15 protein-coding genes are annotated in these 14,191 nt (G+C 68.8%); 4 read left to right on the top strand and 11 right to left on the bottom strand.

Going from position 1 to position 14,191, the window contains the following annotated elements; all coding sequences use genetic code 11:
• Positions 1-29 precede the first annotated feature (29 nt).
• The 9 genes from IWC96_RS15200 to IWC96_RS15160 form a co-directional block, all read right to left on the bottom strand.
• On the bottom strand, positions 30-1,445 hold the full coding sequence (locus tag IWC96_RS15200) for an NAD(P)(+) transhydrogenase (Re/Si-specific) subunit beta (protein WP_196839232.1): 1,416 nt from the start codon (positions 1,443-1,445) through the stop codon (positions 30-32).
• Between the two features lie 22 nt (positions 1,446-1,467).
• Entirely contained in the window at positions 1,468-1,830 is a 363-nt protein-coding gene (locus tag IWC96_RS15195) for a hypothetical protein (RefSeq protein ID WP_196839231.1), read from the bottom strand.
• Positions 1,827-2,120 (bottom strand): hypothetical protein, encoded by a 294-nt coding sequence (locus tag IWC96_RS15190; protein ID WP_021698105.1) that lies wholly within the window; start codon positions 2,118-2,120, stop codon positions 1,827-1,829. Before IWC96_RS15190 ends, IWC96_RS15195 begins: the two co-directional genes overlap by 4 nt.
• Positions 2,117-2,434 carry an NAD(P) transhydrogenase subunit alpha gene (locus IWC96_RS15185; RefSeq protein WP_021698104.1) on the bottom strand — a complete coding sequence of 106 codons (318 nt, stop codon included), beginning with the start codon at positions 2,432-2,434 and terminating at the stop codon, positions 2,117-2,119. The genes IWC96_RS15190 and IWC96_RS15185 overlap by 4 nt, the downstream gene beginning before the upstream one ends.
• Positions 2,435-2,484: 50 nt before the next feature.
• A complete protein-coding gene (locus IWC96_RS15180; RefSeq protein ID WP_196839230.1) occupies positions 2,485-2,709 on the bottom strand; it encodes a hypothetical protein in 225 nt (74 codons plus the stop codon).
• A complete protein-coding gene (locus IWC96_RS15175; protein ID WP_045319238.1) occupies positions 2,709-2,957 on the bottom strand; it encodes a hypothetical protein in 249 nt (82 codons plus the stop codon). Before IWC96_RS15175 ends, IWC96_RS15180 begins: the two co-directional genes overlap by 1 nt.
• Positions 2,954-4,087, bottom strand: a complete 1,134-nt coding sequence (locus tag IWC96_RS15170; RefSeq protein ID WP_196839229.1) for a Re/Si-specific NAD(P)(+) transhydrogenase subunit alpha — start codon at positions 4,085-4,087, stop codon at positions 2,954-2,956. Before IWC96_RS15170 ends, IWC96_RS15175 begins: the two co-directional genes overlap by 4 nt.
• Before the next feature lie 88 nt (positions 4,088-4,175).
• Positions 4,176-4,433, bottom strand: coding sequence for an aa3-type cytochrome c oxidase subunit IV (locus IWC96_RS15165; RefSeq protein WP_021698101.1), 258 nt, complete (start codon positions 4,431-4,433; stop codon positions 4,176-4,178).
• Between the two features lie 79 nt (positions 4,434-4,512).
• Complete coding sequence (locus tag IWC96_RS15160) at positions 4,513-6,315, bottom strand: M3 family oligoendopeptidase (protein WP_045319237.1); 1,803 nt, start codon at positions 6,313-6,315, stop codon at positions 4,513-4,515.
• A 109-nt stretch (positions 6,316-6,424) separates the two neighbouring features.
• Here IWC96_RS15160 and IWC96_RS15155 point away from each other — a divergent pair, with 109 nt between their 5' ends.
• The 4 genes from IWC96_RS15155 (at position 6,425) to IWC96_RS15140 (ending at position 13,140) form a co-directional block, all read left to right on the top strand.
• On the top strand, positions 6,425-6,892 hold the full coding sequence (locus IWC96_RS15155; protein ID WP_021698099.1) for a DUF1203 domain-containing protein: 468 nt from the start codon (positions 6,425-6,427) through the stop codon (positions 6,890-6,892).
• A gap of 56 nt (positions 6,893-6,948) precedes the next feature.
• Positions 6,949-8,760: a DUF4153 domain-containing protein gene (locus IWC96_RS15150; protein ID WP_021698098.1), complete on the top strand. Its 1,812-nt coding sequence runs from the start codon at positions 6,949-6,951 to the stop codon at positions 8,758-8,760.
• 98 nt (positions 8,761-8,858) lie between these two features.
• On the top strand, positions 8,859-10,310 hold the full coding sequence (locus IWC96_RS15145) for a sigma-54 dependent transcriptional regulator (RefSeq protein WP_021698097.1): 1,452 nt from the start codon (positions 8,859-8,861) through the stop codon (positions 10,308-10,310).
• A 157-nt stretch (positions 10,311-10,467) separates the two neighbouring features.
• Positions 10,468-13,140, top strand: coding sequence for a TonB-dependent receptor (locus tag IWC96_RS15140; protein ID WP_196839228.1), 2,673 nt, complete (start codon positions 10,468-10,470; stop codon positions 13,138-13,140).
• Between the two features lie 15 nt (positions 13,141-13,155).
• Here the strand turns inward: IWC96_RS15140 and IWC96_RS15135 are convergent, their stop codons facing one another.
• Both IWC96_RS15135 and IWC96_RS15130 read right to left on the bottom strand, forming a co-directional pair.
• Positions 13,156-13,428, bottom strand: coding sequence for a hypothetical protein (locus IWC96_RS15135; RefSeq protein ID WP_231379126.1), 273 nt, complete (start codon positions 13,426-13,428; stop codon positions 13,156-13,158).
• 235 nt (positions 13,429-13,663) lie between these two features.
• Complete coding sequence (locus tag IWC96_RS15130) at positions 13,664-13,936, bottom strand: DUF2312 domain-containing protein (protein WP_021698750.1); 273 nt, start codon at positions 13,934-13,936, stop codon at positions 13,664-13,666.
• Positions 13,937-14,191 lie beyond the last annotated feature (255 nt).

Raw genomic sequence — 14,191 nt, 5'->3', positions numbered from 1 at the left:
GTTATCCGGTCAGACCCGTGACCGGGGGGTCACAGCCCCTTCACGATCCCTTCCACCATCTTCTTGGCGTCGGCGAACAGCATCATGGTGTTGTCGCGGAAGAACAGCTCGTTCTCCACGCCTGCGTAGCCCGCCGACATGCCGCGCTTGACGAACAGCACCGTGCCGGCCTTCTCCACGTCCAGGATGGGCATGCCGAAGATGGGGGACTGGGGATCGGTCTTGGCGGCCGGGTTGGTGACGTCGTTGGCGCCGATGACGAAGGCCACGTCGGCGCTGCTGAATTCGCTGTTGATGTCCTCCAGTTCGAACACCTCGTCATAGGGCACGTTGGCCTCGGCCAGCAGCACGTTCATGTGCCCCGGCATCCGTCCGGCCACGGGGTGAATGGCGTATTTCACCTCCACGCCCTCCTCCTTCAGCTTGTCGGCCATCTCGCGCAGGGCGTGCTGGGCCTGGGCCACGGCCATGCCGTAGCCGGGCACGATGATGACCTTGGAGGCGTTCTTCATGATGAAGGCGGCGTCGTCGGCCGAGCCCTGCTTGACCGGCCGGGTCTCCACGTGGCCGGCGCCCGCCGCCGCCGCGTCGCCGCCGAAGCCGCCCAGAATGACGCTGATGAAGCTGCGGTTCATGCCCTTGCACATGATGTAGCTGAGGATCGCACCGGACGAGCCCACCAGGGCGCCGGTGATGATCAGGGCGATGTTCTCCAGCGTGAAGCCCAGCGCCGCCGCCGCCCATCCGGAGTAGCTGTTCAGCATGGACACCACCACCGGCATGTCCGCCCCGCCGATGGGGATGATCAGGGTGGCGCCCAGGATCAGGGCGATCACGAACACGCCCCAGAAGGCCCAGACCGCCGTGCCGCCCGTGGCGATCAGGATGCCGATCAGCACCACCAGCCCGGCCGCCAGACCGATGTTGATCATGTGCCGCGCCGGCAGCAGGATCGGCGTGCCGCTCATGTTGCCGTTGAGCTTGGCGAAGGCGATCACCGAGCCGGTGAAGGTGATGGCGCCGATAGCGAGGCCCAGGCCCAGCTCGATGATCGACAGGGTCTTGATGCCCCCCGCCCCGTCGTCGATGCCGAAGGCCACGGGCGCATAGACCGCCCCCACCGCCACCAGACACGCCGCCATGCCCACCAGGCTGTGGAACGCGGCCACCAGCTGCGGCATGGAGGTCATGGGCACCCGCCGGGCGATCACCGCCCCCAGCCCGCCGCCGACGACGACGCCGCCCGCGATCAGCGCCAGCGTCAGGCCGTCCAGCGCCTGGGTCCCCCACAGGGTCAGCAGGGTCACGCCGATGGCCAGCCCCATGCCCACCATGCCGAAGGTGTTGCCCCGCCGGCTGGTCTCCGGGCTGGACAGCCCGCGCAGGGACAGGATGAACAGGACGCCGGCCGCCAGATAGGCCAGGGCTGCGATGGATGCGTTCATGACGGCGTCCCCCTCATTCGTCTCAGTAGATTTCCACCCGCGCCGGTTCGGCGGGGTCGTTGGTTCCGGCGGCGGTGGGCGTTCCGTCCTTGACCAGGGCGAAGCCAACCGGCCCCTCGCCGCCCGTCTTGGTCAGGGCGCACCAGGCGCGGTAGGTCGGCAGACGCCCGGCGGCGCGGCCCTGGCCCTCCAGGTCGAAGCGGTTGACCGTGCCGGTCCCGGCCATCTGGTGGGGCGGAAATCCACAGTTCAGCCTCCAGCTGGCGCCGCCCGGCGCCGCCACGGCGAAGTGCGCGCCTTGATAGGCCTCGCCGGTCTGGCGCGTGGCCTGGGCCTGGGCGACCCCGGCGACGGCGAGCACCGCAACGATCAACGCAACTCTCATCGGTCCTCCGAACCTGTCATGCCGCCGGTCCGCTTCAGCCGCCACAGGGCGGCGGCGATGAACAGCGGCGCAATCACCACCAGAATCCAGTCGAACCAGGTCATGGCCCGGTCCTGGATCAGCACCCGCACGATGATGGACGAGAACACCAGCACCATGCCGGCGTCGTGAAACCGCATCTTGGCGATGGGGTTCTTCTCGCCCACCCAGCCGTAGATCCACAGGCCGACGCCCAGGCCCGTGGCGACCCACGAGCCTGTCGCGGCCACCTGGGCCGCGTCGCCGGTCAAGCCTTCTTTTCCTTCTTCCGGTACATGGCCAGCATGCGCCGGGTGACCATGAAGCCGCCGAAGATGTTGACGCTGGCCAGGGTCACCGCCGCCACGCCCGCGCCCTTGGCGATCCAGCCGTTGACGCCGGACGCCTCCGACACGGCCGCCGCCGCGATCAGACCGCCGACGATGATGACCGAGGAAATGGCGTTGGTGACCGCCATCAGCGGCGTATGCAGCGCCGGCGTCACGCTCCAGACCACATAGTAGCCGACGAAGATCGCCAGCACGAAAATGGCCAGGCGGAAGACGGTGGGATCGACGTGTTCCATCTATCGGGTCCTCTGTTGATTATGCGGCGCGGCCGGGTCGTTGCGAACGTTCATCCCCGCGCCTCCAGCCGGGCGTCGATGCTGAGCAAGGCGCGCAGCAATCCGCCACCCAGAAGGGTGAAGATGATGATGCGTATCGCAACCCCGAGGTCGGCGGCGGTGACCGCCTGCTCGAGCATCCAGGTCAGCGCCAGCATGAGGATCGCGAGCGGCGTGCCGCCGGCGATCAGGATCATCGAAAAGACCGTCAACGCCCTGCGCAGCTTCTCGCTCATCATCGGTTCGCCTCCAGCCGTTCCAAGCGGTCGTCTATGCTGAGGAGCAGCTTGATCACACCGCCAGCCAGCAGACACACCACAAGGGCATAGAGCCCTGCACCGACGGAAACCAACCCGGTTCCCAAGCGGCCGCCCGTTCCCACGCTCACCAAAGCAAAAAGCGCCATGAGCGCCACCAGAGCCGGACCGGCGACAAGAAATATCGTCGAAACCACCCTCAAGAATCCCTTGAGCCAGCGGTTCACCCCTTCACCCCCTCATGCACCACGGCCCCGCCGTGGGTGACGACGGCGGCCTTGAGGATCTCGTCCTCCAGGTCCAGGGCCAGCGCCTCGTCCTTCACCAGCAGGCCGACGAAGGCCAGCAGGTTCTTGGCGTACAGGGCCGAGGCGTCCGCCGCGATGCGGCCGGGCAGGTTGGACCAGCCGACGATGCTGGCGCCGTTGGCGGTCTTCACCACCTCGCCCGGCTTCGAGCCTTCCACATTGCCGCCCGCCTCGACCGCCAGATCGACCAGCACCGAGCCGGGCTTCATGGAGGCCACATGGGCGGCCGAGATCAGACGGGGCGCCGGGCGGCCGGGGATCAGGGCGGTGGTGATCACCACGTCCTGTTTGGTGATGTGGGTGGCGGTCAGGGCGGCCTGCTTGGCCTGATACTCGGCCGACATCTGCTTGGCGTAGCCGCCCGCCGTCTCGGCGGCCTTGAACTCCTCGTCCTCCACCGCGACGAATTTGGCGCCCAGGCTCTCCACCTGCTCCTTGGCGGCGGGGCGCACGTCGGTGGCGCTGACCACCGCGCCCAGACGCCGCGCCGTGGCGATGGCCTGCAGCCCCGCCACGCCCGCGCCCATGACGAACACCTTTGCGGGAGCGACGGTGCCCGCCGCCGTCATCATCATGGGAAAGGCGCGGCCGTATGTGTGGGCCGCCTCGATCACCGCGCGGTAGCCCGCCAGATTGGCCTGGGACGACAGGGCGTCCATCACCTGGGCCCGGCTGATGCGGGGCACGAACTCCATGGCGAAGGCGGTGACGTTCGCCTTGGCCATGGCCTGGACGGTGTCCTTTTCGCGGTAGGCGTCCAGCAGGGCGACGACGATGGCGCCCGGCTTCAGGGCGCTGATCTCCTGCGCCGTGGGGCCGCGCACCTTCAGCAGGATGTCGGCCTTCGACAGCACCGCGCTGGAGTCCTTGGCGATCCTGGCGCCTGCGGCCTCATAGTCGGCGTCGGGAATGGACGAGCCCAGACCGGCGCCGGCCTCGACCAGCACCGAGGCGCCGAGCGCGGTCAGCTTCTTCACCGTATCGGGTGTTGCGGCGGTGCGCGGTTCGCCTTCACGGCGTTCGCGCGTCACGGCTATGGCGACGGCCAAGCGAATCCCCCTGCCTGTTGTTTCAGAGCAGTGGAACGTTAGGACGTTTCAGAAAGGCCCGTAAAGGCCGGGCCCGCCAGAATAACTGTTAGTGATCAGCAGGCTTGCTGCGCAGGAACCACCAGCCGGCGACGGCCAGCACCACCGCCGCGATCGCCGCGGGGAAGAAGCCGCCGTTGGGCATGAACCACACGGTGAACAGCAGCACCGCCACCGCAGTGGCCAGCGAGCCCCACTTGGTCAGGAAATTGAACAGATGCCAGGTGGCGATCTGCTCGGTGATTTCCTGCGAGCCCTTCAGATAGGCTTCGGCGTCGTGATCGGCTTCGTGGGTGTCGGCGGCCATGCGATGATCTTTCGAAGGCAAACGAGAATCTGACCGCCCTTATAGCGAGGGCGGCGCGCGGCTCAAGCGCGGTGTGTCGTCACGCCACCGCCTCGAACTCGTCGATCAGCCGCTCCAGCCGCTGGCAGCCTGTGGCCCAGAAGGCCGGGTCGCGCGGGTTCAGACCGAAGGGCTTCAGCGCCTCAACGTAGGTCTTCGTGCCGCCGCCGGCCAGAAGCTCGCGGTACAGGGGCGCAAAGCCGTCCGGGTCCTCGCGCCGCTTCTCCATCAGGGCGGCCACCAGCAGGTCTCCGAAGGCATAGGCGTACACATAGAAGGGCGAGTGCACGAAGTGGCTGACATAGGCCCACCAGTGCTCGTATCCATCGTTGAGCTTGACCGCCGGGCCCAGGCTCGCGCCCATCTCCTCCATCCAGATCTCGCCGATGCGGGCGACCGACACCTCGCCCTGCGCCCGCTCGTCATGGAAGCGGGTCTCGAAGCGGTGGAAGGCGATCTGACGCACCACGGTGTTCAGCCCGTCCTCGATGCGGCCGGCCAGCAGGCCGCGCTTTTCCTTTTCGGGGGCGGTCGCCAGCAGCCGATCGAACGTCAGGCCTTCGGCGAAGATGGACGCCGTCTCGGCCAGGGTCAGGGGCGTGTCGGCCAGCAGTGTGCCCTGATCCGCCGCCAGGGTCTGGTGAACCCCGTGGCCCAGTTCGTGGGCCAGGGTCAGCACGTCGCGCCGCTCGCCCATCCAGTTCATGAACACATAGGGGTGCCGGTCCGCCGTCACCGGGTGCGCATAGGCGCCGGACTGCTTGCCCGCCCGCGCCCGTCCGTCGATCCACGGATTGTCAAAGAACGACTTCGCCCGGTCGCCGAACTCGGCGCCCAGATCATTGAAGCTGTCCAGAACCATGGCCCGCCCCTGACCCCAGTCGAAGCCGCGCGGCGCGGTGGTCTCGATGGGGGCGTTGCGGTCCCACTGGTTCAGCTGCTTGAGGCCCATGGCCTTCGCCTTGAGCGCATAATAGCGGTGGGTCAGGCGCGGATAGGCCTCGGCCACCGCCGCCGCCATGGCGTCCACCGCCTCGCCGTCCACCTCGTTCATCAGGTGCTTCGATTGGGCCGGATAGGTGAATTTGCGCCAGCGATCCTCCAGCGCCTTTTCCTGGGCCACGGTGTTCAGCACCAGCGCCATGGTGGTGGCCCGTGACGCCAGGGCCGCGTCCAGCCCCTCGGCCGCCGCCTTGCGCCGGTCCGCCTTGGGGTCCGACAGGCGGTTCAGCGCCTCGGCCAGGGTCAGCTCGTCCTTGCCCGCCTTCACCCGCAGGGCCGCCAGGGTCTCGTCGAACAGGCGCGGCCACTGCATGGCGGCGGGCATGCGCTCGGCGATGAACCGCTCCAGCTCGGGCGACAGCTCATGGGGCTTGCTGGCCCGCACCCGGCGCAGCCACGGCCGCCAGCGCGCGGCGGCGTCATCCGCGTTCAGCGCCGCCTCGATCTCGACCTCCTCCAGCCGGTTGATCTCCAGCGTCAGCCACAGGGTCTCGGCGGCGATGGTGGTCACCTTCTGGCGGATGTCCGCCTCGAACCCCTGCGCGGCGCCGTCCTCCCGATTGGTGGACGCGGCCAGAAACGCATAGGCCCCCAGCGCCCCCAGATGGTTGGACGCCTGTTCATACAGGGTGATCGCCCGGTCCAGGCGCCCGCCCAGCGTCGCCGCGTCGCCCCGCGCCGCCTCCAACTGGCCTTCCAGCGCGTTCAGCTCGGCGGTCGCCTTGCGCCCCGCCTCCAGATCCGCCGCCACCCGGTCGTCGGTGGGCGAGGCGTAGAGGTCGGACAGATCCCAGAGGGGAGCTTCGGTCGGGGCCGCATCGGGCTTGAAGGGGGCGTTCATGGTCCCTGTTCTGGTGATCCGGAACGCCCGGCGCAATGGCGGTTCCGAAAACCGCCAGCCGGATCGCCCCCGTCGCGCTACGCCATCCGGGCTTCCACGGAGATGTCTCATGTTCAGGATCGTCGGCCTGCCCCTCGCGCCCTTCGCCCCCCTTTTCGCCCTGCCGGATCAGGCGTTGGCGGACCGGGGCGCCCGGCGCGTTCCCGTCACCCGCGTCGGCGTGGCCCCCTGCCGCGTCAGCCTCGCCGACGCCCGGCCCGGGCAGTCCGTCATCCTGCTGAACTACCCGCACCTGGACGACCCCGCCTCGCCCTTTCGCGCCTCGGGTCCCATCTATGTGTCCGAGAGCGCCCGGGACCATGCGCCGGACGTCGACCATGTGCCCGCCATGCTGGCCACGCGGCTCCTTTCGGCGCGCGTCTACGACGGTTCGAACATGATGATCGACGCTGATGTCATGGAGGGCGAAACCCTGGCCGGACGCCTCGCGAACTGGTTCGCCGACCCCGAGGTGCGCCATGTCCATCTCCACGCCGCGCGGCGTGGCTGCTATCTGGCCAGGGCCGAGCGCGACTGACCCTTCCCTCCTGTCCCCTTTTCAGGCCAGATGCGGCGGAAAGACGGGGAAACAGCATGACCATCTTCGGCGCCAACGAGATTGCGGATCGCGGGCCGGATGACCGGAGTCTGGGCTGGACCCGGCTGGTCATCGGCCTGATCCAGGGCGCGGCCCTGCTGGGCCTCTATCTCTCCCTTGAAAACCGGGCATGGCCCGCCACCGTCCCCGGCCTGTTCGCGCCGCTGGTGCTGATTTTCGCCTGGCTGCCCATCGTCCTGCTGGGCGCCGTCGGCCGGATGCGGCTTCGCACCCTCCTGATCTGGGGACTCGCCGCAGCGGCGCTTCTGGCGCTCATGGGCTGGTGGAGCGTGACCTGGGGCGTGCGGCCCGACGGACTGAACGAGCCCCTGGCCGCGCCCATCGTCTTCGCGGCCTCGGCGGCCATGCTTTTCATCGCCCACCATCTGATCCTGCCCGCCGACCGGGCGCGGCGCTGGCTCGCCCCCTATCCCGCCTATTTCGACACGGCGTGGAAGGCCGGGGTGCAGCTGGCCCTGTCGGTCGCCTTCACCGGCGCCTTCTGGGTTCTGCTTTTCCTCGGCGCCGGGCTGTTCAGCGTCATCGGCCTGAACTTCCTGCGCGACCTGCTGGGTCAGGAATGGTTCTCGATTCCCGTGACCACCCTGGCCTTTTCCGCCGCCGTGCATCTGACCGATGTGAAGGATGGGCTGATCCGGGGCGTGCGCACCGTGGCCCTGATGCTGCTGTCCTGGCTGATGCCGGTGATGACCCTGATCACCGCCGCCTTCATCCTGGCCCTGCCCTTCGCGGGCGTGGGCCGTCTGTGGGACGAGGGCTACGGCACGAGCCTGATGCTGTCGGCGGCGGCGGCCCTGATCATCCTCATCAACGCCGCCTATCAGGACGGCGAGCCCGACGGCGCGCCGCCGGTGGTGCTGCAGTGGGCCGCGCGGATCGCAGGCGTGCTGCTGGTTCCCCTGATCGGCCTGGCCCTGTGGGGCCTCGCCCTGCGCATCGGCCAGCACGGCCTGACGCCCGAGCGCATCATCGCCGCCGCCTGCGTCCTGGTGGGCGCGGTCCACGCCGTCGGCTACGCCTTCGCCGCCGTGAAGCCCGGCCCATGGATGCGCCCGCTGGAGCGCACCAACATCATCGGCGGGGTGGTCGCGGTCGTCGGCATCCTCGCCCTGTTCACCCCCCTCGCCGACCCCGCCCGCCTGTCCGTCGCCGACCAGATGCGGCGGCTCGAGACCGGCCGGGTGTCCGCCGAGGAATTCGACTACGCCTTCCTGCGCTTTGACGCAGGCCGGTCAGGCCGGGCAGCGCTGGACCGGCTTGCGGAATCCGACGATCCTGAGGTTGCGCGCCGGGCGGGTGAGACTCAGACTGTGGAAGACCGCTATCAGGTGTCGCCCACCGAGAGTCCGCGTCCCCAGAATATCCGCATCGAGGTCAACCCGGCGGGAACTACGTTGCCGCCCGCCTTCCTTGAGCAGGTCGCCGAGTACGACTGGTTCATTCAGCTGTGCACCGAAGACAACGTCTGCCAGGCCAGAATGAGGGATATGGATGGTGACGGAACAGATGAAATACTGATCGCCTATGCTTCGCATCGGTCTGGTGTGTCGCTGTTCAAGCTTGAGGGTGACGGCCAGTGGATGGAATGGGCCGACTATCGCGCCCCTGACGACACGGCTTGCAATGGTGAGGACATCGACCCGAGAAACGCGCTGCGGGAGGGGCGGCTGGAGACGGTCGACCCGCTATTCCCCGATCTTGTTGTCGACGGCGTGCGTATCAGGCCCCAAGGCGTTTTCCAGCCGTATTGCGGTGACGGACCTGATCGCGCGCCCGCGTTGCCTTAAACCCGATCTTCACCCCCTTCGGCCTAAAACCGTCCCGAAACGAGCCAGTCCCGATCAATGAGGACCGGCCGCACGGTTGATGATGAAGGGTGGCTCCCATGGCCAAGACGGTGCTGGTCGTCGATGACGACCCGACCCAGCGCAGGCTGGTGCAGGCGGTTCTCGACCGCGAAGGCTACAACGTCGTCCACGCCGAAAACGGCGGCGAGGCCATCGACCGCATGACAAAGGGCGGCGGCGCCGACGTGGTCCTGCTGGACATGGTCATGCCCGGCCTGTCGGGCATGGAGACCCTCGCCGAAATGCGCACCGCGGGCGTCCGCGCCCCGGTCATCATCCTGACCGCGTCCGGCGGCATCGACACCGTGGTCAAGGCCATGCAGGCCGGAGCCCAGGACTTCTTCGTCAAGCCCGCCAGCCCCGAACGCATCCTCATCTCCATCCGCAACGCCCTGCAGATGGGCGATCTGGTGGCCGAGGTGGGCCGCGTCCGCCGTCAGGTCTCGGGCCGGACCTCCTTCGACGACCTGGTGGGCGACAGCGCCCCCATGCGCATGGTCAAGTCGCTGGGCGCCCGCGCGGCCAAATCCAACATCCCGGTCCTGATCACCGGCGAGAGCGGCGTCGGCAAGGAAGTCATCGCCCGCGCCCTGCACGGCGCCTCGTCGCGCGCCGGCAAGCCCTTCGTGGCGGTGAACTGCGGCGCCCTGCCCGCGAACCTCGTCGAATCCATCCTGTTCGGCCACGAGAAGGGCGCCTTCACCGGCGCGGTCGACAAGACCCTGGGCAAGTTCCGCGAGGCGGACGGCGGCACCCTGTTCCTGGACGAGATCGGCGAGCTGCCGCTGGACATGCAGGTCAAGCTGCTGCGCGCCCTGCAGGAGAGCGAGATCGACCCGGTGGGCGCCAAGCGCCCGGTCAAGGTGGACGTGCGCATCGTCTCGGCCACCAACCGCGACCCGGAGGCCCAGGTGAAGGCCGGCGCCTTCCGCGAGGACCTGTTCTACCGCCTCAACGTCTTCCCCATCGAGGCCCCCGCCCTGCGCGCCCGGCGCGAGGACATCCCGGCCCTGATCGACCACTTCATCGCCCGCTTCAACGCCGAGGAAGGCAAGCGGGTGGCCGGCGCCGCGCCCGACACCCTGGCTTTGCTGACCGCCTTCGAATGGCCCGGCAACGTGCGCCAGCTGGAGAACGCGGTCTATCGCGCCATCGTTCTGGCTGACGGCCCGTGGCTGCAGCCCCACGACTTCCCCGCCATCTCAGGCGTGGCCGCGCCCATGCCCGAGGCTGAGGCCAGTCCCGACGCGCCCCGCGCCGAGCACGCCCTGTCCGACCTGGCCCTGCCCGACGCCCCGGTGCGCATCATCGACGACAAGGGCCACCTGCGCACCCTGGAAGACATCGAGCGCGACCTGATCCAGCACGCCATCGAGGTCTATGCCGGCCACATGTCCGAGATCGCCCGGCGCCTCGGCATCGGCCGCTCCACCCTGTATCGCAAGGTGCGCGAACAGGGTCTGGAAGGCGTGCTCCGCGACGCGGGCTGAGCCCTCGATCGCCGATAACGGGCCGAAATTTCGCCGTTGCAATCATGCCGCGACGGAATCGCCGCAATTGACGCGTTAGACGGTCATTGAACCGGGGGGTCGGCAAGGTTCGCGGCCCAGACGAACTCCCCGGCCCTCCCCAACCGGATACGCATACATGTCTCTCTCGACCACCGCCCTGACCGGGCTGGCCGCGCTGCTCGTTCAATCCGCCGGCGTTCCGCAGGACGCCGGCCAGGACCCGATCCTCGAGGAGGACGGCGTCACGTCTGTCTCGGAGCTCATCATCGTCGCCCCGCGACGTCGCGGCGACGTGGACACCGACATCGCGCCCGAGCTGGAGCTGGACGCCGCCGACATCCAGGCCTACGGCGCCTCGGACATCTCCCAGCTGCTGGAATTCCTGGAGCCGGTCACCACCAGCTCGCGCGGCGGCTCGCCGGTGTTCCTGGTCAACGGCCGGCGCATCTCCGGCTTCCGCGAGATCCGGGGCCTGCCGTCCGAGGCCATCGAGCGGGTCCAGGTCCTGCCCGAGGAGGTGGCCCTGCAGTTCGGCTACCGCGCCGACCAGCGGGTGGTGAACTTCATCCTCAAGAATCCCTTCCGCTCGACCACCACCGAGGTGGAGTTCCGCGGCCCCACCGCCGGGGGCCGCTCGGGCTATGAGGTCGAGGCCGACATCCTGCGCATCGACGGCGACAACCGCTGGTCCATCGACATCGAGCACGAGCGGGACACCGCCCTGTACGAGACCGAGCGCGACATCGTCCGCGACCCCGGCACGACGCCCTACGACCTGATGGGCAACATCTCGGCGCCCATGTTCGGCGACGAGATCGACCCGGCCTTCTCGACCGCCGTGGGCGAGACCGCCATTGTAGCCCCCGTGCCCATGGGCGGAACCAGCCTGGCCGACTTCGCCGGCGCCTACGGCCCGCCGGGCCGGGGCGCCCTCAGCGACTGGCGCACCCTGCAGCCGGAAACCGAGCAGAACTCCATCTCCGCCACCCTCAAGCGCGGCCTGCCCGGCGACATCCAGGCGACCATCAGCGCCGGTCTGGAGGACGAGACCAGCGAGCGCTTCAACGGCCTGCCGGGCCTGGCCCTGACCGTGCCGTCGGGCGTGGGCGGCTCACCCTTCTCGCAGGATGTGACCCTCTACCGCTTCCTCGACACGCCCGAGGCCCTCAGCTCCCGCACCGACAGCCTGCAGGCCGAACTGGGCCTTCTGCTGGACGGTTTCATCGGCGACGACTGGCGCTGGAGCTTCAACGGCGAATACACCCGCAACGAACGGGACACCTTCACGGGCCGGGGCTTTGACGTCACGACCTATCAGGACCGGCTGGACGCGGGGGATCCCACCGTCAGCCCGTTCGGCCCGCTGACGGGCGCCGACTTCACCCGCCTGCCCGACGACCTGGCCAACTCCGTGACCAGCCGTTACAGCGGCGAGGCGGTGTTCACCGGGCCGTTGACCGAGCTGCCCGCCGGCGACCTGCGCTCCACCTTCACCTTCGGCGCCGACCGCCAGACCCTGGAGTCCTGGTCCCTGCGTTCGGGCGTCGAGACCGAGCGTGAGCTGTCCCGCGACCGGCTCAACGCCCAGACCAGCTTCGACATCCCGGTCTTCGAGCGCGACGAGGAGAGCCCGTCGCTGCTGGGCGATCTCTCCCTCAATCTCAACGCGGGCTATGAGGACGTGTCGGACTTCGGCGGCCTCGACACCCTCGGCGTCAATCTGAACTGGAGCCCGGTGGACCGACTGTCCTTCCTGACCGGCTACACCCGCCAGGACCAGGCCCCCAGCATCGCCCAGCTGAACGATCCGGTCATCGCCACGCCGAACACAGCGGTGTTCGACTTCTCCACCGGAGACACGGTGCTGGTCACCCGCACCACCGGCGGCAACCCGGACCTGGACGCCGCGACCCGCTCGGTCTGGCGTGCCGGCTTCAACTGGCAGCCGCTGGAGGACGAGCAGCTTCGCATCACCTCCACCTGGACCCGCACCTCCATCCAGAACGAGGTCAACGGCTTCCCCGCCGTGACCGCCGCGCTGGAGGCCGCCCTGCCGGACCGGTTCACCCGCGACGGCGACGGAACCCTGATCGCGGTGGATGCCCGCCCGATCAATTTCGCCGAGGTCGAGCGCCAGGATCTGCGCACCGGCTTCACCTTTTCGCGCACCTTCGGCCAGCCGACGCCTGAAACCCGCCAACGCGGCCGCGGCCAGCGCGGCGAGGGCGGCGGCGGGCGCGGTCCCGGCGCGGGCGGCCCGCCCCCCGGCGGCGGCGGCGGCATGCGTGGCGGCGGCAGGGGCGGCGGCCGGGGCGGCATGCAGCCCGGCCAGGGCCGCTACAACATCTCCCTGTTCCACACCTGGCGCATCCAGGACGAGATCCTGATCGCCCCCGGCCTGCCGATCCTCGACCTGCTGGACGGCGACGCCACCGACGCGGGCGGCGGCAGCTCGCGCCACCAGATCCAGGCCCAGGGCGGCGTGTTCAGGAACGGCATGGGCATGTTCGTCAACGCCACCTGGCGCGAAGGCACCCGCGTGGACGGCGGGACCGGACCGGACCTGTTCTTCGACGACCGCACCAGCGTGGGCGTCAACGCCTTCGTGGATCTGGGCGCGCAGGAACGTCTGGTCGCCCGCTGGCCGTGGCTGGAAGGCTCGCGCGTCAACCTGCGCGTCCAGAACCTGTTCGATTCGAAGCCCGAGGTGATCTCCAGCGACGGAACCACCCCGGTCAACTACCAGCCCGACTTCCTGGACCCCGAAGGCCGCACGGTCAGCATCACCTTCCGCAAGATCCTGTTCTAGCCAGATCTGCGCCGCTCATTCCGACGACGGGGATGAGCGGCCCCGCGCGGGCTTCTTCCGCGTGCCGCGCCGGTCGTCCTCGCCTTTCGCCTTCCTGGCGATCTCTTTCAGCTTGCGCGCCTGCATGGCCGACAGCGACTGGCCCGGCGCGCCCTTTTCCGGGTCGCCGAAAGCGCGGCCATAGGTCTTCACCCGGTCCGACACCGACCCCAGGAACTCGTCCTCCCAGTCGGACAGCTGCACCCCGGCCCTGTCGGCGGCGCGGCGCGCGCGTTTCAGGGCGTTCAGCGCCGAGCGCTGGGCAGCCTTCTTCGCCGCCTCATAGGGGGAATCCTTTTGCGCACCGTCCTTCGGGCTGCTTGATCTGCTCTTTTGCGCGCTACCGCCCTTCGGGCTGCTTGAGCTGCTCTTCTGCGCGCTACCGCCCTTCGGGCTGCTTGAGCTGCTCTTCTGCGCGCTACCGCCCTTCGGGCTGCTTGAGCGCAGTCCGCCGTCCTTGCGTCCGAAACCGGACCGCTTCAGCTCAGATCTCGCCGAGGGCGGCCAGATAGAGGTCCAGGATCGCCTCTTCCTCCTGGCGCTTGGCCTTGTCCAGCTTGCGGATGCGGATGACCTTGCGCAGGGTCTTCACGTCATAGCCCTCGCCCTTGGCCTCGGCGAAGACCTCCTTCATGTCGGCCATGATCGCCTGCTTGTCCTCCTCCAGACGCTCCAGGCGCTCGATGATGGTGCGCAGACGGCCCTGGGCCGAGGCGTTCAGGACGTCAGGATTGGCGAAGGCGGCGTCGTCGGCCATGGGAAGTCCTTTTTGGGCGCTATCGCTCGGCGCGCGGCGCCTCGCTGCTTGAGCGCGGTTGATTTGGTGCGCTTTGTTCGCGCGCAACATGGATGGTTGAAGCTGGGTTAGCGCCGTCGCCGCAACGGCTCAACGGCGCACGCGAAAAAGGCCACGGACAATCGTCCATGGCCTGTGGATCATTCCGCCGCCCGGCCAGTCCGCGACAACGCCCTCAAGCAGAGAGCGCCCGCGGCGCGAGCGATAAGGCGCTAA

The sequence above is a fragment of the Brevundimonas sp. BAL450 genome, assembly GCF_015767455.1.
GTDB lineage: Bacteria > Pseudomonadota > Alphaproteobacteria > Caulobacterales > Caulobacteraceae > Brevundimonas > Brevundimonas abyssalis.
Note: the sequence above shows the minus strand (reverse complement) of the source record. Positions and strands in the feature narration are given on the sequence as shown.

Excerpts from the sequence above, each read along its gene's own strand:
- IWC96_RS15200 (WP_196839232.1), bottom strand. The coding sequence starts at position 1,445 with ATGAACGCATCCATCGCAGCCCTGGCCTATCTGGCGGCCGGCGTCCTG.
- IWC96_RS15195 (WP_196839231.1), bottom strand. The coding sequence starts at position 1,830 with ATGAGAGTTGCGTTGATCGTTGCGGTGCTCGCCGTCGCCGGGGTCGCC.
- IWC96_RS15185 (WP_021698104.1), bottom strand. The coding sequence starts at position 2,434 with ATGGAACACGTCGATCCCACCGTCTTCCGCCTGGCCATTTTCGTGCTG.
- IWC96_RS15180 (WP_196839230.1), bottom strand. The coding sequence starts at position 2,709 with ATGAGCGAGAAGCTGCGCAGGGCGTTGACGGTCTTTTCGATGATCCTG.
- IWC96_RS15165 (WP_021698101.1), bottom strand. The coding sequence starts at position 4,433 with ATGGCCGCCGACACCCACGAAGCCGATCACGACGCCGAAGCCTATCTG.
- IWC96_RS15160 (WP_045319237.1), bottom strand. The coding sequence starts at position 6,315 with ATGAACGCCCCCTTCAAGCCCGATGCGGCCCCGACCGAAGCTCCCCTC.
- IWC96_RS15155 (WP_021698099.1), top strand. The coding sequence starts at position 6,425 with ATGTTCAGGATCGTCGGCCTGCCCCTCGCGCCCTTCGCCCCCCTTTTC.
- IWC96_RS15150 (WP_021698098.1), top strand. The coding sequence starts at position 6,949 with ATGACCATCTTCGGCGCCAACGAGATTGCGGATCGCGGGCCGGATGAC.
- IWC96_RS15145 (WP_021698097.1), top strand. The coding sequence starts at position 8,859 with ATGGCCAAGACGGTGCTGGTCGTCGATGACGACCCGACCCAGCGCAGG.
- IWC96_RS15140 (WP_196839228.1), top strand. The coding sequence starts at position 10,468 with ATGTCTCTCTCGACCACCGCCCTGACCGGGCTGGCCGCGCTGCTCGTT.
- IWC96_RS15130 (WP_021698750.1), bottom strand. The coding sequence starts at position 13,936 with ATGGCCGACGACGCCGCCTTCGCCAATCCTGACGTCCTGAACGCCTCG.